The organism is Nocardia sp. NPDC058058 (genome assembly GCF_042885355.1).
GTDB lineage: Bacteria > Actinomycetota > Actinomycetes > Mycobacteriales > Mycobacteriaceae > Nocardia.
Window position 1 is genome coordinate 377,108 of the sequence record NZ_JBHVSA010000001.1, and the last position, 15,083, is coordinate 392,190.

General features: G+C 67.7%; 15 protein-coding genes. 7 read left to right on the top strand and 8 right to left on the bottom strand.

What is annotated here, in order from left to right; translation table 11 throughout:
* Window positions 1-114: 114 nt before the first annotated feature.
* Entirely contained in the window at window positions 115-906 is a 792-nt protein-coding gene (locus ACFVUS_RS01630; protein WP_387761194.1) for a 3-oxo-5-alpha-steroid 4-dehydrogenase, read from the top strand.
* On the opposite strand, the gene ACFVUS_RS01635 is transcribed toward ACFVUS_RS01630, so the two are convergent.
* From ACFVUS_RS01635 to ACFVUS_RS01645, 3 genes are all read right to left on the bottom strand, one after another.
* The gene (locus ACFVUS_RS01635) at window positions 903-2,177 is read right to left on the bottom strand and encodes a diguanylate cyclase domain-containing protein (RefSeq protein WP_387761195.1); all 1,275 of its coding nucleotides are present in this window, start codon (window positions 2,175-2,177) and stop codon (window positions 903-905) included. The two genes, ACFVUS_RS01630 and ACFVUS_RS01635, sit on opposite strands and share 4 nt — an antisense overlap.
* 37 nt (window positions 2,178-2,214) lie before the next feature.
* Entirely contained in the window at window positions 2,215-3,024 is an 810-nt protein-coding gene (locus tag ACFVUS_RS01640; RefSeq protein WP_387761196.1) for an SAM-dependent methyltransferase, read from the bottom strand.
* Between the two features lie 121 nt (window positions 3,025-3,145).
* Entirely contained in the window at window positions 3,146-3,877 is a 732-nt protein-coding gene (locus ACFVUS_RS01645) for a M50 family metallopeptidase (RefSeq protein ID WP_387761197.1), read from the bottom strand.
* A gap of 165 nt (window positions 3,878-4,042) precedes the next feature.
* Here ACFVUS_RS01645 and ACFVUS_RS01650 point away from each other — a divergent pair, with 165 nt between their 5' ends.
* The 3 genes from ACFVUS_RS01650 to ACFVUS_RS01660 are packed head-to-tail and all read left to right on the top strand — an operon-like array spanning window position 4,043 to window position 8,323.
* Window positions 4,043-5,203 carry an LLM class flavin-dependent oxidoreductase gene (locus ACFVUS_RS01650; RefSeq protein ID WP_387761198.1) on the top strand — a complete coding sequence of 387 codons (1,161 nt, stop codon included), beginning with the start codon at window positions 4,043-4,045 and terminating at the stop codon, window positions 5,201-5,203.
* Between the two features lie 28 nt (window positions 5,204-5,231).
* Window positions 5,232-5,987: an HAD family hydrolase gene (locus tag ACFVUS_RS01655; protein WP_387761199.1), complete on the top strand. Its 756-nt coding sequence runs from the start codon at window positions 5,232-5,234 to the stop codon at window positions 5,985-5,987.
* Complete coding sequence (locus ACFVUS_RS01660; RefSeq protein WP_387761200.1) at window positions 5,987-8,323, top strand: glycoside hydrolase family 65 protein; 2,337 nt, start codon at window positions 5,987-5,989, stop codon at window positions 8,321-8,323. The genes ACFVUS_RS01655 and ACFVUS_RS01660 overlap by 1 nt, the downstream gene beginning before the upstream one ends.
* A 3-nt stretch (window positions 8,324-8,326) precedes the next feature.
* Here the strand turns inward: ACFVUS_RS01660 and ACFVUS_RS01665 are convergent, their stop codons facing one another.
* Window positions 8,327-9,007, bottom strand: coding sequence for a TetR/AcrR family transcriptional regulator C-terminal domain-containing protein (locus ACFVUS_RS01665; RefSeq protein WP_387761201.1), 681 nt, complete (start codon window positions 9,005-9,007; stop codon window positions 8,327-8,329).
* A gap of 118 nt (window positions 9,008-9,125) precedes the next feature.
* Here ACFVUS_RS01665 and ACFVUS_RS01670 point away from each other — a divergent pair, with 118 nt between their 5' ends.
* Window positions 9,126-9,602, top strand: a complete 477-nt coding sequence (locus tag ACFVUS_RS01670; RefSeq protein ID WP_387761202.1) for a nitroreductase/quinone reductase family protein — start codon at window positions 9,126-9,128, stop codon at window positions 9,600-9,602.
* A 24-nt stretch (window positions 9,603-9,626) separates the two neighbouring features.
* On the opposite strand, the gene ACFVUS_RS01675 is transcribed toward ACFVUS_RS01670, so the two are convergent.
* Genes ACFVUS_RS01675 through ACFVUS_RS01685 form a run of 3 tightly spaced genes read right to left on the bottom strand, consistent with a single transcriptional unit; the run spans window position 9,627 to window position 11,057 of the window.
* Window positions 9,627-10,193 carry a hypothetical protein gene (locus tag ACFVUS_RS01675; protein WP_387761203.1) on the bottom strand — a complete coding sequence of 189 codons (567 nt, stop codon included), beginning with the start codon at window positions 10,191-10,193 and terminating at the stop codon, window positions 9,627-9,629.
* Between the two features lie 39 nt (window positions 10,194-10,232).
* On the bottom strand, window positions 10,233-10,625 hold the full coding sequence (locus ACFVUS_RS01680) for an NUDIX domain-containing protein (RefSeq protein ID WP_387761204.1): 393 nt from the start codon (window positions 10,623-10,625) through the stop codon (window positions 10,233-10,235).
* A 36-nt stretch (window positions 10,626-10,661) separates the two neighbouring features.
* Window positions 10,662-11,057: a nuclear transport factor 2 family protein gene (locus ACFVUS_RS01685; RefSeq protein ID WP_387761205.1), complete on the bottom strand. Its 396-nt coding sequence runs from the start codon at window positions 11,055-11,057 to the stop codon at window positions 10,662-10,664.
* A 118-nt stretch (window positions 11,058-11,175) separates the two neighbouring features.
* Here ACFVUS_RS01685 and ACFVUS_RS01690 point away from each other — a divergent pair, with 118 nt between their 5' ends.
* The gene (locus ACFVUS_RS01690) at window positions 11,176-11,781 is read left to right on the top strand and encodes a TetR/AcrR family transcriptional regulator (RefSeq protein WP_387761206.1); all 606 of its coding nucleotides are present in this window, start codon (window positions 11,176-11,178) and stop codon (window positions 11,779-11,781) included.
* Between the two features lie 165 nt (window positions 11,782-11,946).
* Here ACFVUS_RS01690 and ACFVUS_RS01695 read toward each other — a convergent pair whose 3' ends face one another.
* Window positions 11,947-13,053: a hypothetical protein gene (locus ACFVUS_RS01695; RefSeq protein ID WP_387761207.1), complete on the bottom strand. Its 1,107-nt coding sequence runs from the start codon at window positions 13,051-13,053 to the stop codon at window positions 11,947-11,949.
* A 65-nt stretch (window positions 13,054-13,118) separates the two neighbouring features.
* Between ACFVUS_RS01695 and ACFVUS_RS01700 the strand changes: the two genes are divergently transcribed.
* The gene (locus tag ACFVUS_RS01700) at window positions 13,119-15,068 is read left to right on the top strand and encodes a GTP-binding protein (RefSeq protein WP_387761208.1); all 1,950 of its coding nucleotides are present in this window, start codon (window positions 13,119-13,121) and stop codon (window positions 15,066-15,068) included.
* Window positions 15,069-15,083 lie beyond the last annotated feature (15 nt).

Below are 15,083 nucleotides of genomic sequence, written 5' to 3' on the forward strand. Positions count from 1 at the left end.
CCTCCAGGCTGTCCGCCAACCTACCGGGCGGTAAAGATCGATGCCCCGTACGGGTATCGAACGCACCGCTCCGCGTGGTAGAACCTGTTCTAGTTTTACTACGAAGGACCCTGAATGAACTGGTATACCGGTAACACCGTCTATGACACCGTCTTGACGATCGCGTTCGGATTCGCGGCATTCGTGCTGGTGGGCGGACTGTTCGGGCAGAGCCCGTACGGCCGCTTCGCCACCGCCAAGCTGGGCCTGAACCTCAATCCGAAGCTCGGCTGGTGGTTGATGGAGATTCCAGCCACCGTCGTGTTCGCGGTCGCCTACCTCAGCGGTCCGAATCGATTCGAGCCGACTTCACTGGTGCTGGCGGCCATCTGGATTCTGCACTACGCCAATCGCGGGTGGTTCTTCCCCCTTTCGATCCGCCAGGTGCCGGGTAAGACCAGCAGTTTCAATGTCTCGGTACTCGGCATGGGCATGTTCGTCACCGCCCTGCACGGCTACCTCAATGGTGCGCTGTTCAGCCATGATTATCTGGGGCAGTACGGAACCGACTGGCTCACCGATCCGCGCTTCCTGATCGGACTGGTCATCTACCTGGGCGGTTTCGCCCTGCTGACCAGCTCCGAGTGGATCGTGCGCAACCTGCGCGACAAGAACAACCCGGGTGCGACCGAGTACAAGATTCCGTTCGGGCTCGGCTTCCGATTCGTCACCAGCCCAACATATCTCGGTGAACTGATCGCCTGGGCGGGCTTCGCCATCCTGACCTGGGCGCTGCCGGGCGTGGTCATCTTCCTGATCACCTTCGGGAATCTGGTGCCGCGCGCGTTCGCCACGCACAAGTGGTACCGGGAGAAGTTCGCGGACTACCCGGCCGAGCGAAAAGCGCTGGTGCCCTTCGCGATCTAGCGACCCTGGCGCGCCGCCTTATCGCGATACATGGCGGTGTCCACGGCGTGCATGAGCTCATCGATGGCGGTGGAGTGGGTATCCACCAGTGCGGTGCCGATACTCGCGCCCACCGTCACCGAAAGCCCCGCCACATCGAAGGGTTCGCGCAGCGCCGCCAGGATCCGGTCCGAGACGGCGGTCAATTCCGTTCTGCCCGTGCAGTCCTCGACCAGCACGATGAATTCGTCACCGCCCAGGCGGGCCGCGACGGCATTGTCCGGCAGGGCGGCGCGCAGGCGCAGCGCCACATCGCACAGCACCCGATCCCCGGCGGTATGCCCGCGCCGGTCATTGATCTCCTTGAAGCCGTCCAGATCCAGGTAGCACACGCCCACTTGACCATTGGCCGCGGCGAGCCGGTCGAAGAAGAGCAGGCGATTGGGCAGCCCGGTCAGCGAATCATGGTGCGCGTCGTACCAGAGCTGATCGGCCAGCTGCTTGCGCTCGGTGACATCGACGGTGACCCCGATGAGGAAGCGCGGGTTACCGTCGCTGTCGCGCACCACCGACATGGACAGGTCGATAATGGTGACGGTGCCATTGGGCCGGGTGTGCACGGTCTCGGTGCGGAAGCTGTCCACCGCGCCGCTGAGCAACTGCTGGAACTGTTCGAAGGCATTGCCGATATTGACCGGGCCGAGGATATCGGCCACCGATCGGCCCGGCATGGATTCGGCTGGGACGCCGAGGACTTCGGCCATCGCGTTATTGACATCGACGACGCGGCCGGTGGTGATGTCGATGGTGCCGATGCCCACCGACGCGCCCGCGAATATGGCTTGGAAGCGCGCCTCGGACAGCTGCCGCCGGGCCTCGGCCTCGCGCGCGGCGATGAACGCCGCGGCCATGGTGGCCTCCTGCTCGGCCAGTGCGGCGCCGCGTAATCCGGCGGTGAACTCGGCCGCGAATTCGGCCGCCACATCGATGGCCCGATCGCGGACCGGACCGAATTCCGGGCAGTCCGGATCCGGGCAGACCGCCGCCACCAGATCCTTGCAGAGCACCAGCACCGACCGGTGCACGGCAAGGGGGTCACGGTAATTGGCGGCCACCAGCGCGGCGGCGGCCGCCCGCGCCACATCGGAGGCGGCGGTGCCCCGCACCGCCGCGATGAGTCCCTCGGCATACGGGGTCAGCAGTGCTTCGACCTGATCGCGATTCAGGGTCGGCGCGACCGCGCCATCGAGCATGCTCGCCCAGCGCACCGCCAGATCATGTGCCGCTCCCATCGCTGACCCCCTGCCGCCCCGAAAGTCCTACTCGGACTCAGGCTTTCCGGGCGACGCCGGCCAAACCGAGTGAGCGCCCGGGGGTTTCATGTTGATCGCGCTCGGATTCCGGACGCCACAGCGGTAGCTCCACCACGCCCGGCTCCAGTAGCTCCCAGCCGTCGAAGAAACCGGTGATCGCCTCGCGGGAGCGGAAGTGAATGCCGACCTTGCTCTCATTGGCGGCGTTCGCGCCGAGCTTGGCGGCGTCCTCGGGCCGGGTCGCGGTGGTGAGATGGGAGATGGCGACAAAGCTGCCGACCGGAACGGCGGCATGCAGCGCGGTGACCGTCTCGCCCGGCCGGTCCTCATCGCCGAGCAGATGCAGCACCGCGAACAGCAGCACGCCCACCGGCTGCTCGAAATCGAGCAGTCCGACCTCGCGGGCGGCGGTGAGCAGATCCGCGGGCTTGCGCAAATCCGCCTCGATGGCGGCGGCATTGTCATTGCCGCCCAGGATGGCGCGCGCGTGCGCGACGGCCACCGGATCGATATCGGCGTACAGCACCTTGCAGTTCGGATCGATCTCCTGCGCGACCTCGTGCACATTGCCCGCGGTGGGAATGCCGGAGCCGATATCGAGGAACTGGGTGACGCCCGAATCCACCAGGAAGCGCACGGCGCGGCGCAGGAAGGCGCGATTGCTCAGGGCAACGCGGGGGAGGTCCGGTACGAGCGATTTGCCCAGTTCGGCGGCCCGGCGGTCGATCTCGAAATTATGCGAACCACCGAGCAGCGCGTCATACATGCGAGCGGGGCTCGCCTGCGACATATCCACGCCCTCCGGGGCCCATGCCGGTCTGTCCATCCTGCACCCTCCTGCGATCGAAAAGAACCCGGCCGGAGGTCCCGTGATCGGCGCTCACCCCGGCCGGTGCACACCGCGATGTTAGCCCGCGTTCTCCAGAAATCCTGTAGCGGTACCGATCTCAGGACAGCGGCACACCCGCCAGCAGCAAACGCACGCCGACCACGAGCGCGCCCACCGCCACCGCGCCGAACACCACCACCCACACTAGTCCGGGCACATGGGTCAGGCGCGCCAGCTGATCGGCATCGGAATTCGGTTCGTGGCGGCGATTGCGCTGCAACTCGATCACCGGGCGCACCGCGGCCAGCAACAGGAACCACGCCGCCAGATAGGCCAATCCGGCCTGGGTGTCATCGGTGCCGAACCAGGACACCACCACGATCACGCCGCCGATCACCAGCACCGTCAGCAGGCCGTACCAGTTACGCACCTTCACCAGCAGAATCAGCAGCAGTACCACGGTGAGCCACAGCATGAGCGTGATGCGGTGCGCGCCCAGCAAACCCGCGTAGGCCAGACCCAGCAGTGCGGGCGCGGGATATCCGGCCGCGGTGGTCAGAATCATGCCCAGGCCGTAGGGCTTTCCGCTGGACACGGTGAGTCCGGAGGTGTCCGAATGCAATCGGATGCTGTTCAACCGCCGCCCGGTCAGCAGCGCGGTGAACGCGTGACCGCCCTCGTGCGCGATGGTCACCACATTGCGCATCAGCCGCCAGCTCGGTCGGAACGCGACCAATAGCAGCGCGATCACTCCGGTTCCGATCACCAATTGCCAGGGCGGCGCGGACTGGGTGGTGGTCAGTCGATCCACGATCGAGCTGCCGTGTTCGACGAACTCTGCGCTGTACATCGCCGAACCATAGCGAGTGTGGCTGTGCGGGAACAATGAACGGAGATGCGGGAACATTGAACGCGAGTGCCGGACCAATGAACGCGTTCTCCGCATGAGACCGCGGCGTCGACGCGATAATCGGTGAGGGCTCGCAGGGGGTGCGCCCGCCGAGAGGAGACCGCCGTGCCGGACTCGCAGCAAGGCAAATCATTCGCGGTGGGGACACTCGCCGGTGTCAATCCGCCCCTGGCCACCGCGCGCTTCATGGTGAAGGCGGCGCGACTCGGACGGCTGGATTCGATTCTCGCGCCGGATCATCTGATCAGCGTCTTCCCGAAATCGATCTGGGACACCGATTTCACCCCGCAGGCCAAGTCGGTGGGCAGTCCCGATGAGCAATTCGATTACGCCCCGCTGCTGGCGCATCTGGCGGCGGGCGCGGGCAAGGTGCAGTTGGGGGTCGGGGTGACCGATCCGCATCGGCGGCATCCGGTGCTGCTGGCGCAGACCTTCCTCACCCTGGCGCATATGACCAAGACGCCGCCCATTTTGGGGATCGGCTCCGGTGAGACCGAGAATCTCGATCCGTACGGGTTCACCTGGAATCGTCCGGTGGATCGGCTCGAGGAGGCGCTCCAGCTGCTGCGGCTGGCCCTGAACTCGACCGAACCCATCGACTTCACCGGCAAGTACTACCGCGTCGACCACGCGCCACTGGATCTGGTCGCACCGCCGGATCGGATGCCGCAGATCTGGATCGGAGCGCACGGTCCCCGCATGCTGGAACTGACCGGCCGCTACGGCGACGGCTGGTATCCGTGGGAATCGATGGGGCCGGACGAATACGAGCGCCGCTGGAAACTGGTGCGGGCATCCGCGACGGCGGCGGGGCGCGATCCCGACGCCATCGTCCCGGCCGCCATGGTGCAGATCCTGCCCGTGCGCGCCCGATCCGATATCAAGCGGCTGCTGCGCGCACCCGGCGTGCGATACCTGGGCCTGTTCGCCTCCGCCGAGCTCTGGGCGCGGCACGGTGCCAAACATCCACTGGGACAGGACTTCCGCGGGCTCATCGATCTGCTGCCGCATCGCCTCAGCCGCGCCGAGGTGCAGGCGGCCATCGCGGAGGTGCCCGATGAGGTGCTGCACGAATGGCTGATCATCGGCACCCCGGCCGAAATCCTTTCCCGGGTACGTGAACTCGCGGACGCGGGGCTGCGTCACGCCATTATCTTCCCGTCCTCGGCGCTGGTGTCCAACGCGGACGCGGCCTTCGGTTACGGCGTGGTGCTGTGGCTGGCCGCCCGCCTGCGCCGATCGCTGCGCGAGAATGCCACCGTTTGACCGTTCGGGGTCCGGGTACCGCCGGGGCATGGTTTCCGTGGATGCGCGTGTGGGTCTGCCCGAGACGATCTCGGCGGTGTTGTTCGACCTGGATGGGGTGCTGACCAGTACCGCGGCGGTACACGAGCGGGCGTGGAAACAGGTCTTCGACGAATTCCTGGTGCAGTGGTGCGGACCCGGGACGCCGCTGTTCTCCGGTGCGGACTATCGCGATCACGTGGACGGGCTGCCGCGGTTGGACGGGGTGCGCGCGTTCCTGAAATCCCGGGATATCACTGTGCCGGAGGGGGAAAGCGGTGCGCACACCGACGAGTGGACCGTGCACGGAATCGGGGACCGCAAGGATCGGGTGCTGCGGGGATTGATCGATCGGGAGGGCGTGCACGTCTATCCGGGATCGGCGGACTATCTGACCGCGGTGCGGGCGGCGGGACTGCGGATCGGGGTGGTGTCCTCCTCGGCCAATGCGGCGGCGGTGCTGACGGCGGCCGATCTGGCCGGTTTCGTCGAAATACGAATCGACGGCAAGACTTTCGCGGAGCGCGGCCTGGCGGGCAAACCCGCACCGGACGGATTCCTCGCCGGCGCCGCCGGTTTGGGTGTGCGACCGGACGAATGCGCGGTCTTCGAGGACGCCATCGCGGGGGTCGCGGCCGGGCACGCGGGGAAGTTCGGGTTCGTGGTCGGGGTGCAGCGCACCGGCGCATCCGACCACGCCCAGGCGCTACGCGACGCCGGGGCCGATGTGGTCGTCGCCGATCTGGCCGAGCTGGGGGATCGCTGATGGGGGAGCGCGGTTTTCAGATCTCGCCGTGGGAATTGCGCTGGTGCGGACTCGATCTCGACGCGCTGCACCGCACCGAATCGCTCTTCGCGCTCGCCAATGGGCATCTCGGTCTGCGCGGAACATTCGAGGAGGGTGAACCGGTCGGCCTGCCGGGAACCTATCTGAACGGTTTCTACGAATCGCGCCCGCTGCCCTACGCCGAGGTCGGCTTCGGCTATCCGGAGCTGGGCCAGAGCGTGGTGAATGTGACCGACGGCAAGATCATTCGGCTGCTGGTGGGCGATGAGCCGATGGATCTGCGGTACGGGCGCACCGAGGCACACGAGCGGGTGCTGGACTTCCGGTCCGGCACGCTGCGGCGCAGCACCGACTGGACCTCGCCGACCGGGCGGCGGGTGCGCATCCACTCCGAGCGCCTGGTGTCCTTCACCGACCGGGCCGTGGCGGCCATCCGCTACGAGGTGGAGCCCCTCGACGGCGACATCGAACTGGTCGTGCAATCGGATCTGCTTGCCAATGAACCGATTTCGGCGACGCACGGTGATCCGCGGCTGGCCGCCGCACTGGAACGCCCGCTCGTGGCCGAGGACGCGGTGGCGCACGATCTCGCCGCGGTGCTGGTGCACCAGACCCGCGAGTCTGGGCTGCGGCTGGCCGCGGGGATGAATCACGAACTCGAGGTGAGTGCGCCCGGCCGCTGCGATGTGTACGCCGAGGGTGATCTCGCGCGGGTCACCATCGCGGTGGACGTCGCCGCCGGAAATCGCCTGCGGCTCACCAAGTACATCGCCTACGGCTGGTCCGCACGGCGTTCCTCGCCCGCGTTGCGCGCACAGGTGGAGGCCGCGCTGGCGGCCGCCATGGAGACCGGCTGGGACACGCTGTGCGCGCGCCAGCGCGAGTACCTGGACGACTTCTGGGCGCAGGCCGATATCGAGGTGGACGGCGATCCCGAACTCCAACAGGCCGTCCGCTTCGCCATGTTCCATGTCCTGCAGGCCGGTGCGCGCGGGGAGGCCCGCGCCATTCCCGCCAAGGGCCTGACCGGACCCGGCTATGACGGACATGCGTTCTGGGACACCGAAACCTACGTGCTGCCGATGCTCACCTATACCGTGCCGCAGGCAGCGCGCGACGCCCTGCGCTGGCGGCACTCCACCCTCGATCAGGCGCGCCGCCGCGCGGAAGAACTCGGGCAGGCCGGGGCGATGTTCCCGTGGCGCTCGATCAATGGCGAGGAGGCGTCCGGCTACTGGCCGACCGCCACCGCCGCCGTGCACGTCAACGCCGATATCGCCGACGCGACCGTGCGCTATCTCGCCGCGACCGGGGACGAGGAATTCGAAATCGAGTGCGGCGTAGAGCTACTGGTGGAGACTGCGCGGCTCTGGGCCAGCCTGGGCCACCTGGAATCGGACGGTTTCCGGATCGACGGTGTCACCGGTCCCGACGAATACTCCGCACTCGCGGACAACAACCTCTTCACCAATCTCATGGCCCGGCGGAATCTGCGCGCGGCCGCCGACGCGTGTGAGCGCCGCCCGGAGATCGCCGAGAACCTGGGCGTGCGAGCCGAGGAATACGGCCGGTGGCGCAAATACGCGGATGCCATGGTGCTGCCGTATAACCACGAACTCGGGGTGCACGAGCAGTCCGAGGGCTTCACCCGTTATGCCCGTTGGGATTTCGACGGCACGCCGGAGAAGAAGTATCCGCTGCTGCTGCACTACCCCTACTTCGACCTGTACCGGCTCCAGGTGGTCAAACAGGCCGATCTGGTGCTCGCGATGTACCTGTGCCCCAGCGGTTTCGATCTGGAGCACAAGACCCGGAACTTCGACTACTACGAGAAACTGACCGTCCGGGACTCCTCGCTGTCCGCGTGCATGCAGGCCGTGCTGGCCGCCGAGGTCGGCCACCTGAGCCTGGCCTACGACTATTTCGCCGAGGCCGCCCTCACCGACCTGCACGATCTGCACGAGAATGTCGGCGAGGGCCTGCATATCGCGTCGCTCGCGGGTACCTGGATCAGCGTTGTCGGCGGCTTCGGCGGCCTGCGCGATAACGACGGCGAACCCGCCTTCACACCGCGCCTGCCCGAACAGCTCGACCGGCTGGCCTTCCGAATTCAGTGGCGCGCCAGCCGAATAGCCGTAGAGATCGCGCCGGAGCACACCACCTATCGTTTGGAGACGGGCGATCCGGTCACCCTGCGCCATCACGGCATCGCGCACACCCTCACCGATTCCGCACTGACACTGTCGAATCCGCCCGCGCCGACCCCGCCGCAGGTCGGCGCGCCCGCCGGTCGGGCACCGCGCCGCCGCGGGTGAGGCTCAGCCCGCCGACCGCAGAAGTTCCAGTCCGTCGAGGATGAGATCCAGACCGAATTCGAATTCGGTCTGGTCATCGCACCAACCCAGCAGCGCGCCGTCGTCATCGTGAGTATCCGCGGCCATCATGCCGACGATATGGGGGAAGCGGTCCGCCATAGCGGTGAGTGCGGCGATCGCGTCCGGCTCGCTCTGATCCGCCGGGGGGCCGAAGAGTTCCTGGGTGAAGCCCAGGGCGCGGCTGCCCAGGCTGTGCATGGCGTGGTGGGCGAGTTCGTAGCTGAAGCCACCGCCGCGGAGCAGGCCGATGACGCCGTCGAAATAGGCGATGATCGAGAGCGTCATGGGCGAGCGGGTGCCGATCAGGGCGGGGGCCCAGGGGTGGCCGAGCAGAATATCGCGAGCGGTGAGAATGCGCTTGCGCAGCAACGGTTTCCAGTCGGCGGGGGTGCTCGCGGGCAACGGGTCTACGGCCGCGGTGATGGTGTCCAGCACGACTTCGACCATGCCGTCGAGCAATTCGGCCTTATTGGCCACGTGGTGGTAGAGCGACATGGCCTCGACGCCGAGGTCGGTGGCGACATTGCGCATGGTGATGGCCTCGACGCCGTCCCGGTCGGCCCGCGCGACCGCGGTGCGGAAAATCTGCTCCCGGCTCAGGCGGGGACGTTGATCGGTGACCATGACCGATCAATTTACCGTACGTCGTAAGTCTCCCGGGTCTTGACAGCCTTACAACGTAATGTTTCCCTGATTACGGCAGACTTACGACGTAAGGGAGAGTGATGAGACCATGTGGATCGTGATCGCGATAGGGGTGGGCACGCCGGTGGGCCTGGCCCTGGGAGCCCTGTTCCTGCTGCTGGCTGTGATGCGAACGGGCTACGAACCCGGCCTCGCCCTGGTCCGGCGATTCAATCGCCGGGTCACCAATCCGCGCGTCATGAAGACCGCCGGACAGCGCGGGGCGGACGCCTCGGTGGTCCGGCATATCGGCCGTTCCAGCGGCAGGCAGTACGCGACACCGGTCGGCATCACCGAGGCGGGTCAGGATTTCCTGATCTCACTGCCCTACGGCACCACGCCGGACTGGCTCGAGAATGTGCTGGCGGCCGGTACCGCCGAGGTCGTGCACGAGGGCGCGTCCTACCGGATCACCGCGCCCGAATTGGTCCCCGCCGCCTCGGTGGCGCGCTACCAATCCCGTTCCGAGCGCTGGGGATTGCGGCTCTTCGGGGTCGACCAGGTATTGCGGCTGCGCAGGGCGGCGGGGGAGTGACTACGTATTCGACTGTGGTGCGGGCTATTTCATGAAGCGGAGCAATCCGAGAGTCGCGTTCAGCGCGCCGTCCTGACCGAGCGCGCGGAAATCGTCCTCGACCGCGGCGAGCTCCAGCGTGCCCGCTCGCACCGCCTGATACCGCACGAACGACCAGACGAACACCTCGAGGTTGTCGAACCGGGTCCCGGCCTCGACAACCTCTTCCTCGTGGAACCACACGGCCACTTGACCATTGGTGAGCACCACGTACAGATTGCCGCCGCCGTCGGCGCCGACCGAATACACATCGTCATCGGTGAGTTCGGTGGTGTAGTCCGAATCCCGGATACCGCAGTCGTTCTCGGCGAAATCGAAGCCGTAGGACCAGTCGAAGATATCCAGGACCTGCGGCATCGCGCCCGAGCGCACCCGCCGGTCCAGGGCGTTCAGGGCCGCCGCGTCGGCGGGCTCGAGCCGGGCGGAAAACGGTGCGACCGAGCGGGTTTCCGCCGGAATGCTGACCGGCTCGGCATTCGGAAACCAGCGCGCCAGATCGGCGTCGAGATCGCGATCGATATAGCCGGTGAGATCGGTGAGAGTGAGCGTCACGCGGCGATTGTAGAAGGATGGGCCGACAGTGCGAGGGCGTCAGCCCGCGAGCGCATCGCGGAAGTGAGCGGCGAGGTCGAGGGTCGCGGCCTGCTCGGGGGTGACCCAGGCGTGATCGTCATGTTCCTCGGGATTGAGAGTGACGGTGCCGGAGCCGTTTTCGGTCACCTCGAAGACGCGAGCGTGAATGCGCAGCGGGCGTCCGGCCACATCCATCCAGGAATGCGCGCCGCGCTCGCGGGTGATCGTCACCGTCAGGCCGGTCTCCTCGGACACCTCGCGGACCGCGGCCTGTTCGGGCCGCTCACCGGGTTCGATACCGCCGCCGGGCAATTCCCAGCGGCCCGCCAGGAAGACGCCCGGGGCGCGACGGATCAGCAGGACCGCGCCGTCGCGCTCGATACGGCAGTACACCAGGTGCTTGTCGCTCACCCGATGATCATGCCACCGGCTCGGGTGATGTCGAGCTCAGGCGATCTCGGCGGGTGCGGACAGGGCCGCCTGCATGGCGACACCGTCCACGTACGAATGCTTTTCGCGGACCAGGCCGTTCTCGACGTAGACCACATCGGCGAGATCGACCGCGACCGGCGACCCGGTGACCGAGGTGCCGCGCAGCACCCACTGCACCACCCAGAAGTCCTCCCCGACACGGAGACCGACCTGTTCGAAGGTGAGATCCGGGACCAGGGCGAAGGTTCCGGCGGCGGAGGCGCGGATCTCGTCCCGGCCGCGCGCGGGCTCGCTGCCCGAATGCAGGTGGAATATCGAATCGGGAGTGTGCAATTCGACGATGCGGTCCGGATCGTGATCGGCCCAGCAGGCGTGATAGCGCTCGAAGAGTTCTCTGGTGGCATCGGACATGATGCGAAATCCTTCTAAGATACAAACAGGATGACTGTATGTAACGGTAACACCGGCGCGACGGCGATATGCCTCGAATCGAGGACGCGGCGGGGCTGCCCTAGACTTCGACGTCGCCATGAACGCTGATCGCCGCACCCAAGCCGAACGCTCGGCCGCCACCCGTGGCGCGGTCATCCGCGCCGCGCGAGAGCTGTTCGGCCAGTACGGATATGGCGCGGTCAGCACGGTCGCGGTGGCCGCGGCGGCCGGGGTCAGCCGGGGTGCGCTCTACCACCAGTTCGGTGAGAAGCGGGACCTGTTCGAGGCGGCCTTCGAGGATCTGGAGCGCGATCTGGTCCGGGTGATCGGCACGGCGGTCGCCCAGGCGCGTGCCGCCGATCCGTTGGCGAGTCTGACCGTGGGATGTCTGGCCTGGCTGGACGCCTCGACCGCACCGGATGTCCGGCGCATCGCACTGCTGGACGCACCCGCGGTACTGGGCTGGAGTCGCTGGCGCGAGATCGAACTGCGGCACACCATCGGCCTGGTGGAGAACGCGCTGGCCGGTGCCATCGCGGCGGGCCGCGTTCGCACACAACCGGTTCGGCCGTTGGCGCTGATCATCGTCGGCGCGCTGGACGAGGCCGCGCAATGCCTGGCCAACACCACCGACCCCGCCGCCGAAACCCCGGCCATTCGCGCGGTGATCGAACAGCTGATCGCCGGACTCGCGGTCGAATAGCGAGCGAGCGTCGGGCGGCTGCTCACCCGCTCATCGCGTGCCGACATCGGCGGGCGCACCGTTGCCGCCTGTCGCCGTGCTGAATTCGTCTGCGGGTCGCGGCCTCTCAATGTCCGTCGGCGTAGCCCGGTGTTCGGGCGTGACACTGGCGCGGCGTAGTCGGTCTTACGACAGCTCATTGCGTGCTGCCGTGGCGCGGCGTTCGGCGGCCGCCAACTGCTGTTCGGCCTGCCGTAGCGATTCGCGGGCCGATCGTTCGGCGGCGACGGTGAAGCGGCGTTGCTGCTGCGCCTGCGCCAGTTCGTCGCGCAGTTCGGTGATGCGGGATTCGAGCTGTGCCAGTTCGACGGTGGCGGCCTCGTGCGTCGAGCGGGCGGAAAGGACAGCGGCGCGGGCGGATTCGAGGTTGGCGAGGGACTCCTCCAATTCCCGGCGCGCCTCGTCCCGCGCGACGATGTCCGCATCGCTCGCACGCGCGGCGCGGCCGGATCGGGTCCGAGGGGATCCTTCGCGCGTGGTGGAACCGTTCGGGGTTGAATTGCCCTGCGTGCCGGACCTTTTCCGGGGTGAACTGCCGGTTCGCGCGGAGGGCGCGGTGCCGCCGGGTGACTCCGGTGCTTTCGGAGTCTCCTGAGCGCTGGGCACAGCGACGAGTCCGGCGGGGCCGAAGCCCTCGTAACTGGCCGCGGCGGTGAGTGTTCCGGAGCTGACCTGATCGCCGATGTCGGCATCGGCGAGCGCTGCCTGGAGGGTGCCGCCGATATCGCGCAGCACCGATTCGGTGAGTCGCTGACCGTGTGCGGCGGCCAGGTCACCGGCCTTGCGGGTGAGTGCGCTGATCACCTGCTGCCGCTGGGTGCTGAGCGCGCGCAATTGCTCGGCGGAGAGCCGTCGTTGCGCTTCGCGCAGGGCCCCGCCGAGATCGAGCAGTGCCACGATGTCGTCGGCGGCCTCGCGCGCCAGCAGATTCACCGCCCAGGCCGCGACGGTCGGCCGCCGCAGTTTGCCGATCGCCGTCGCCAGGGCTCGGTCGCCGTCCGCCCGCGCCTGCCCGGCGCGCTCGGTGCGCAATGTCACGAAGTCCGCGGGTGACGCCCCGTAGAGTTCGGCCGCAACCTCGTCCAGCGTCATGAGAGTCAAGCCTACGAGCCCGCCGGACGCGTCGGACGCATCGTCCTCCCGGGTGTCGCCCGAGGCCGAAATTCGGTTGCCGATTGCTCCGGACGGTGGAAACGTGCTGGTGTCCGGTCCATTCGCTGCGGGAGATGCCATGCGCCGATTCCTCGATACACCCCAAATCCCTTACCGGACGGTGACTTTCGAGGACTTCGACACCCATGCATATTCGGCACACCCTCAATATCGGCATCCTGGCGCATGTTGACGCCGGCAAGACCAGCCTGACCGAACGCCTGCTGTTCGACACCGGTGTCATCGACACCCTCGGTGCCGTCGACGCGGGCAATACACGTACCGATACCGGCGCGATCGAACGACAGCGCGGTATCACCGTGCGCTCCTCGGTGGTGTCCTTCACCGCGAACGAGGTACAGGTCAATCTGGTCGACACACCCGGGCACTCCGACTTCATCGCGGAAGTGGATCGCGCGCTGACCGTGCTCGACGGCGCGGTGCTGGTGCTCTCCGCGGTGGAGGGCGTCCAGGCGCACACGCGTCGACTGATGCGCACGCTGCGCGAAATGCGGCTGCCGGTCCTCCTTTTCGTCAACAAGATCGATCGGCGCGGCGCTCGCCGCGACGAGCTGCTCGACGATATCCGGCGCCGACTGACGCCGCATATCCTCGCCATGACCGAGGTGCGTGATCCGGGCACCCGATCGGCCCGCGCGCTCGCGATCCCGGCGCACGCCCCGGACTTCACCGCTCGCCTGCTGGAAACGCTCGCCGAGACCGATGATGTCTGGCTGGATCGCCTGGCCGACGGACCGGACCCGACGCCCGCCGAACTGTGGACCGCCCTGGCCGCGAGCATCGACGCGGGCCGCACCCACCCGGTGTACTTCGGTTCGGCGATCAGCGGTACCGGCGTCGGCGCGCTGATCGACGGTATGACCGCCCTGCTGCGCCCGCACCCCGACAGCGATTCCGCCGATCCCCGGGGCATCGTCTTCGCACTGGAACGCGGACCGTCCGGCGCCAAGACCGCCTACCTACGACTGTTCGCCGGGACGGTGGCCCCGCGCGAGCGGGTGACCATGCGGCGGCGCGACCCCGGTGACGCCGACAGCTCCTATACAGCTCGGATCACGGCGCTCGAGGTAATCGGGCAGCCCGAGGCAACGCGGCTGCGAGCGGGCGGCATCGCGCGAATCAGCGGTCCGGCCGAACTACGGGTGGGAGACCGGCTCGGTGCCGACGGCCCGGAACAGGACCCGGAAGCAGGCTCGAAAAACGATGCCGCGCAGCACTTTCCCGCACCTACCTTTCGGACCGTGGTCCGGCCCGCCGATCCGGGCGCGGCGGCGCGCCTGCACCTGGCCCTGCGGCAGCTGGCCGAACTGGACCCCCTGATCCACGCGGTCGCGGCACCCGGTGGCGGCACCGAACTCCTGCTGTACGGCGAGATCCAGCAGGAGATCATCGCCGCGACGCTGGCGCAGGAGTACGGCATCACCGCGATCTTCGACGCCGTCCGCCCCGCTTACTTCGACCGTCCGCTCGGCATCGGCGAAGCATGCGAGGAGATGGGTCGGCGCGCACCGAGTCCCGGTGGCTGGTGGGCCACCATCGGACTGCGCGTCGAACCCGCGCCCACCGGATCCGGCACCGCGTTCGGGTATGAGACCGAACTCGGCGCGCTACCGCACGCCTTCCACTGCGCCATCGAGGAATCCGTGCACGGCGCGTTGCGCACCGGACCGCACGGCAGGCCGGTCACCGATTGTGTTGTCACCCTGACCCGTTCGGGTTTCGTGGGCCCGCTCAGTACCGCCGGCGACTTCCGTGCGCTGACACCGGTGGTACTCGCCCGCGCCCTCGCCGCCGCGGGCACCCGGATCTACGAGCCCTGCCACGCCTTCGACGCCGAGATTCCCGCCGATGCCCTCGCCCCGGTCATCGCCTGTCTGGCCGAACTGGGCGCGGACATTCGGGACACCGTGGCGGCTACGACCGGCTGGCGGCTCACCGGAAGCCTGCCCGCACGCCGCGTGCGTGCCGCCGAACAGCGATTGCCGGGTCTGACCCGGGGCGAGGGTATGTGGTGGTCACGTCCGTCGGGGGATCGGCCGCTCGATGCGGGGCCGGAATCAGGAACAGGGTGGTGATCCGCGCGCCGCACC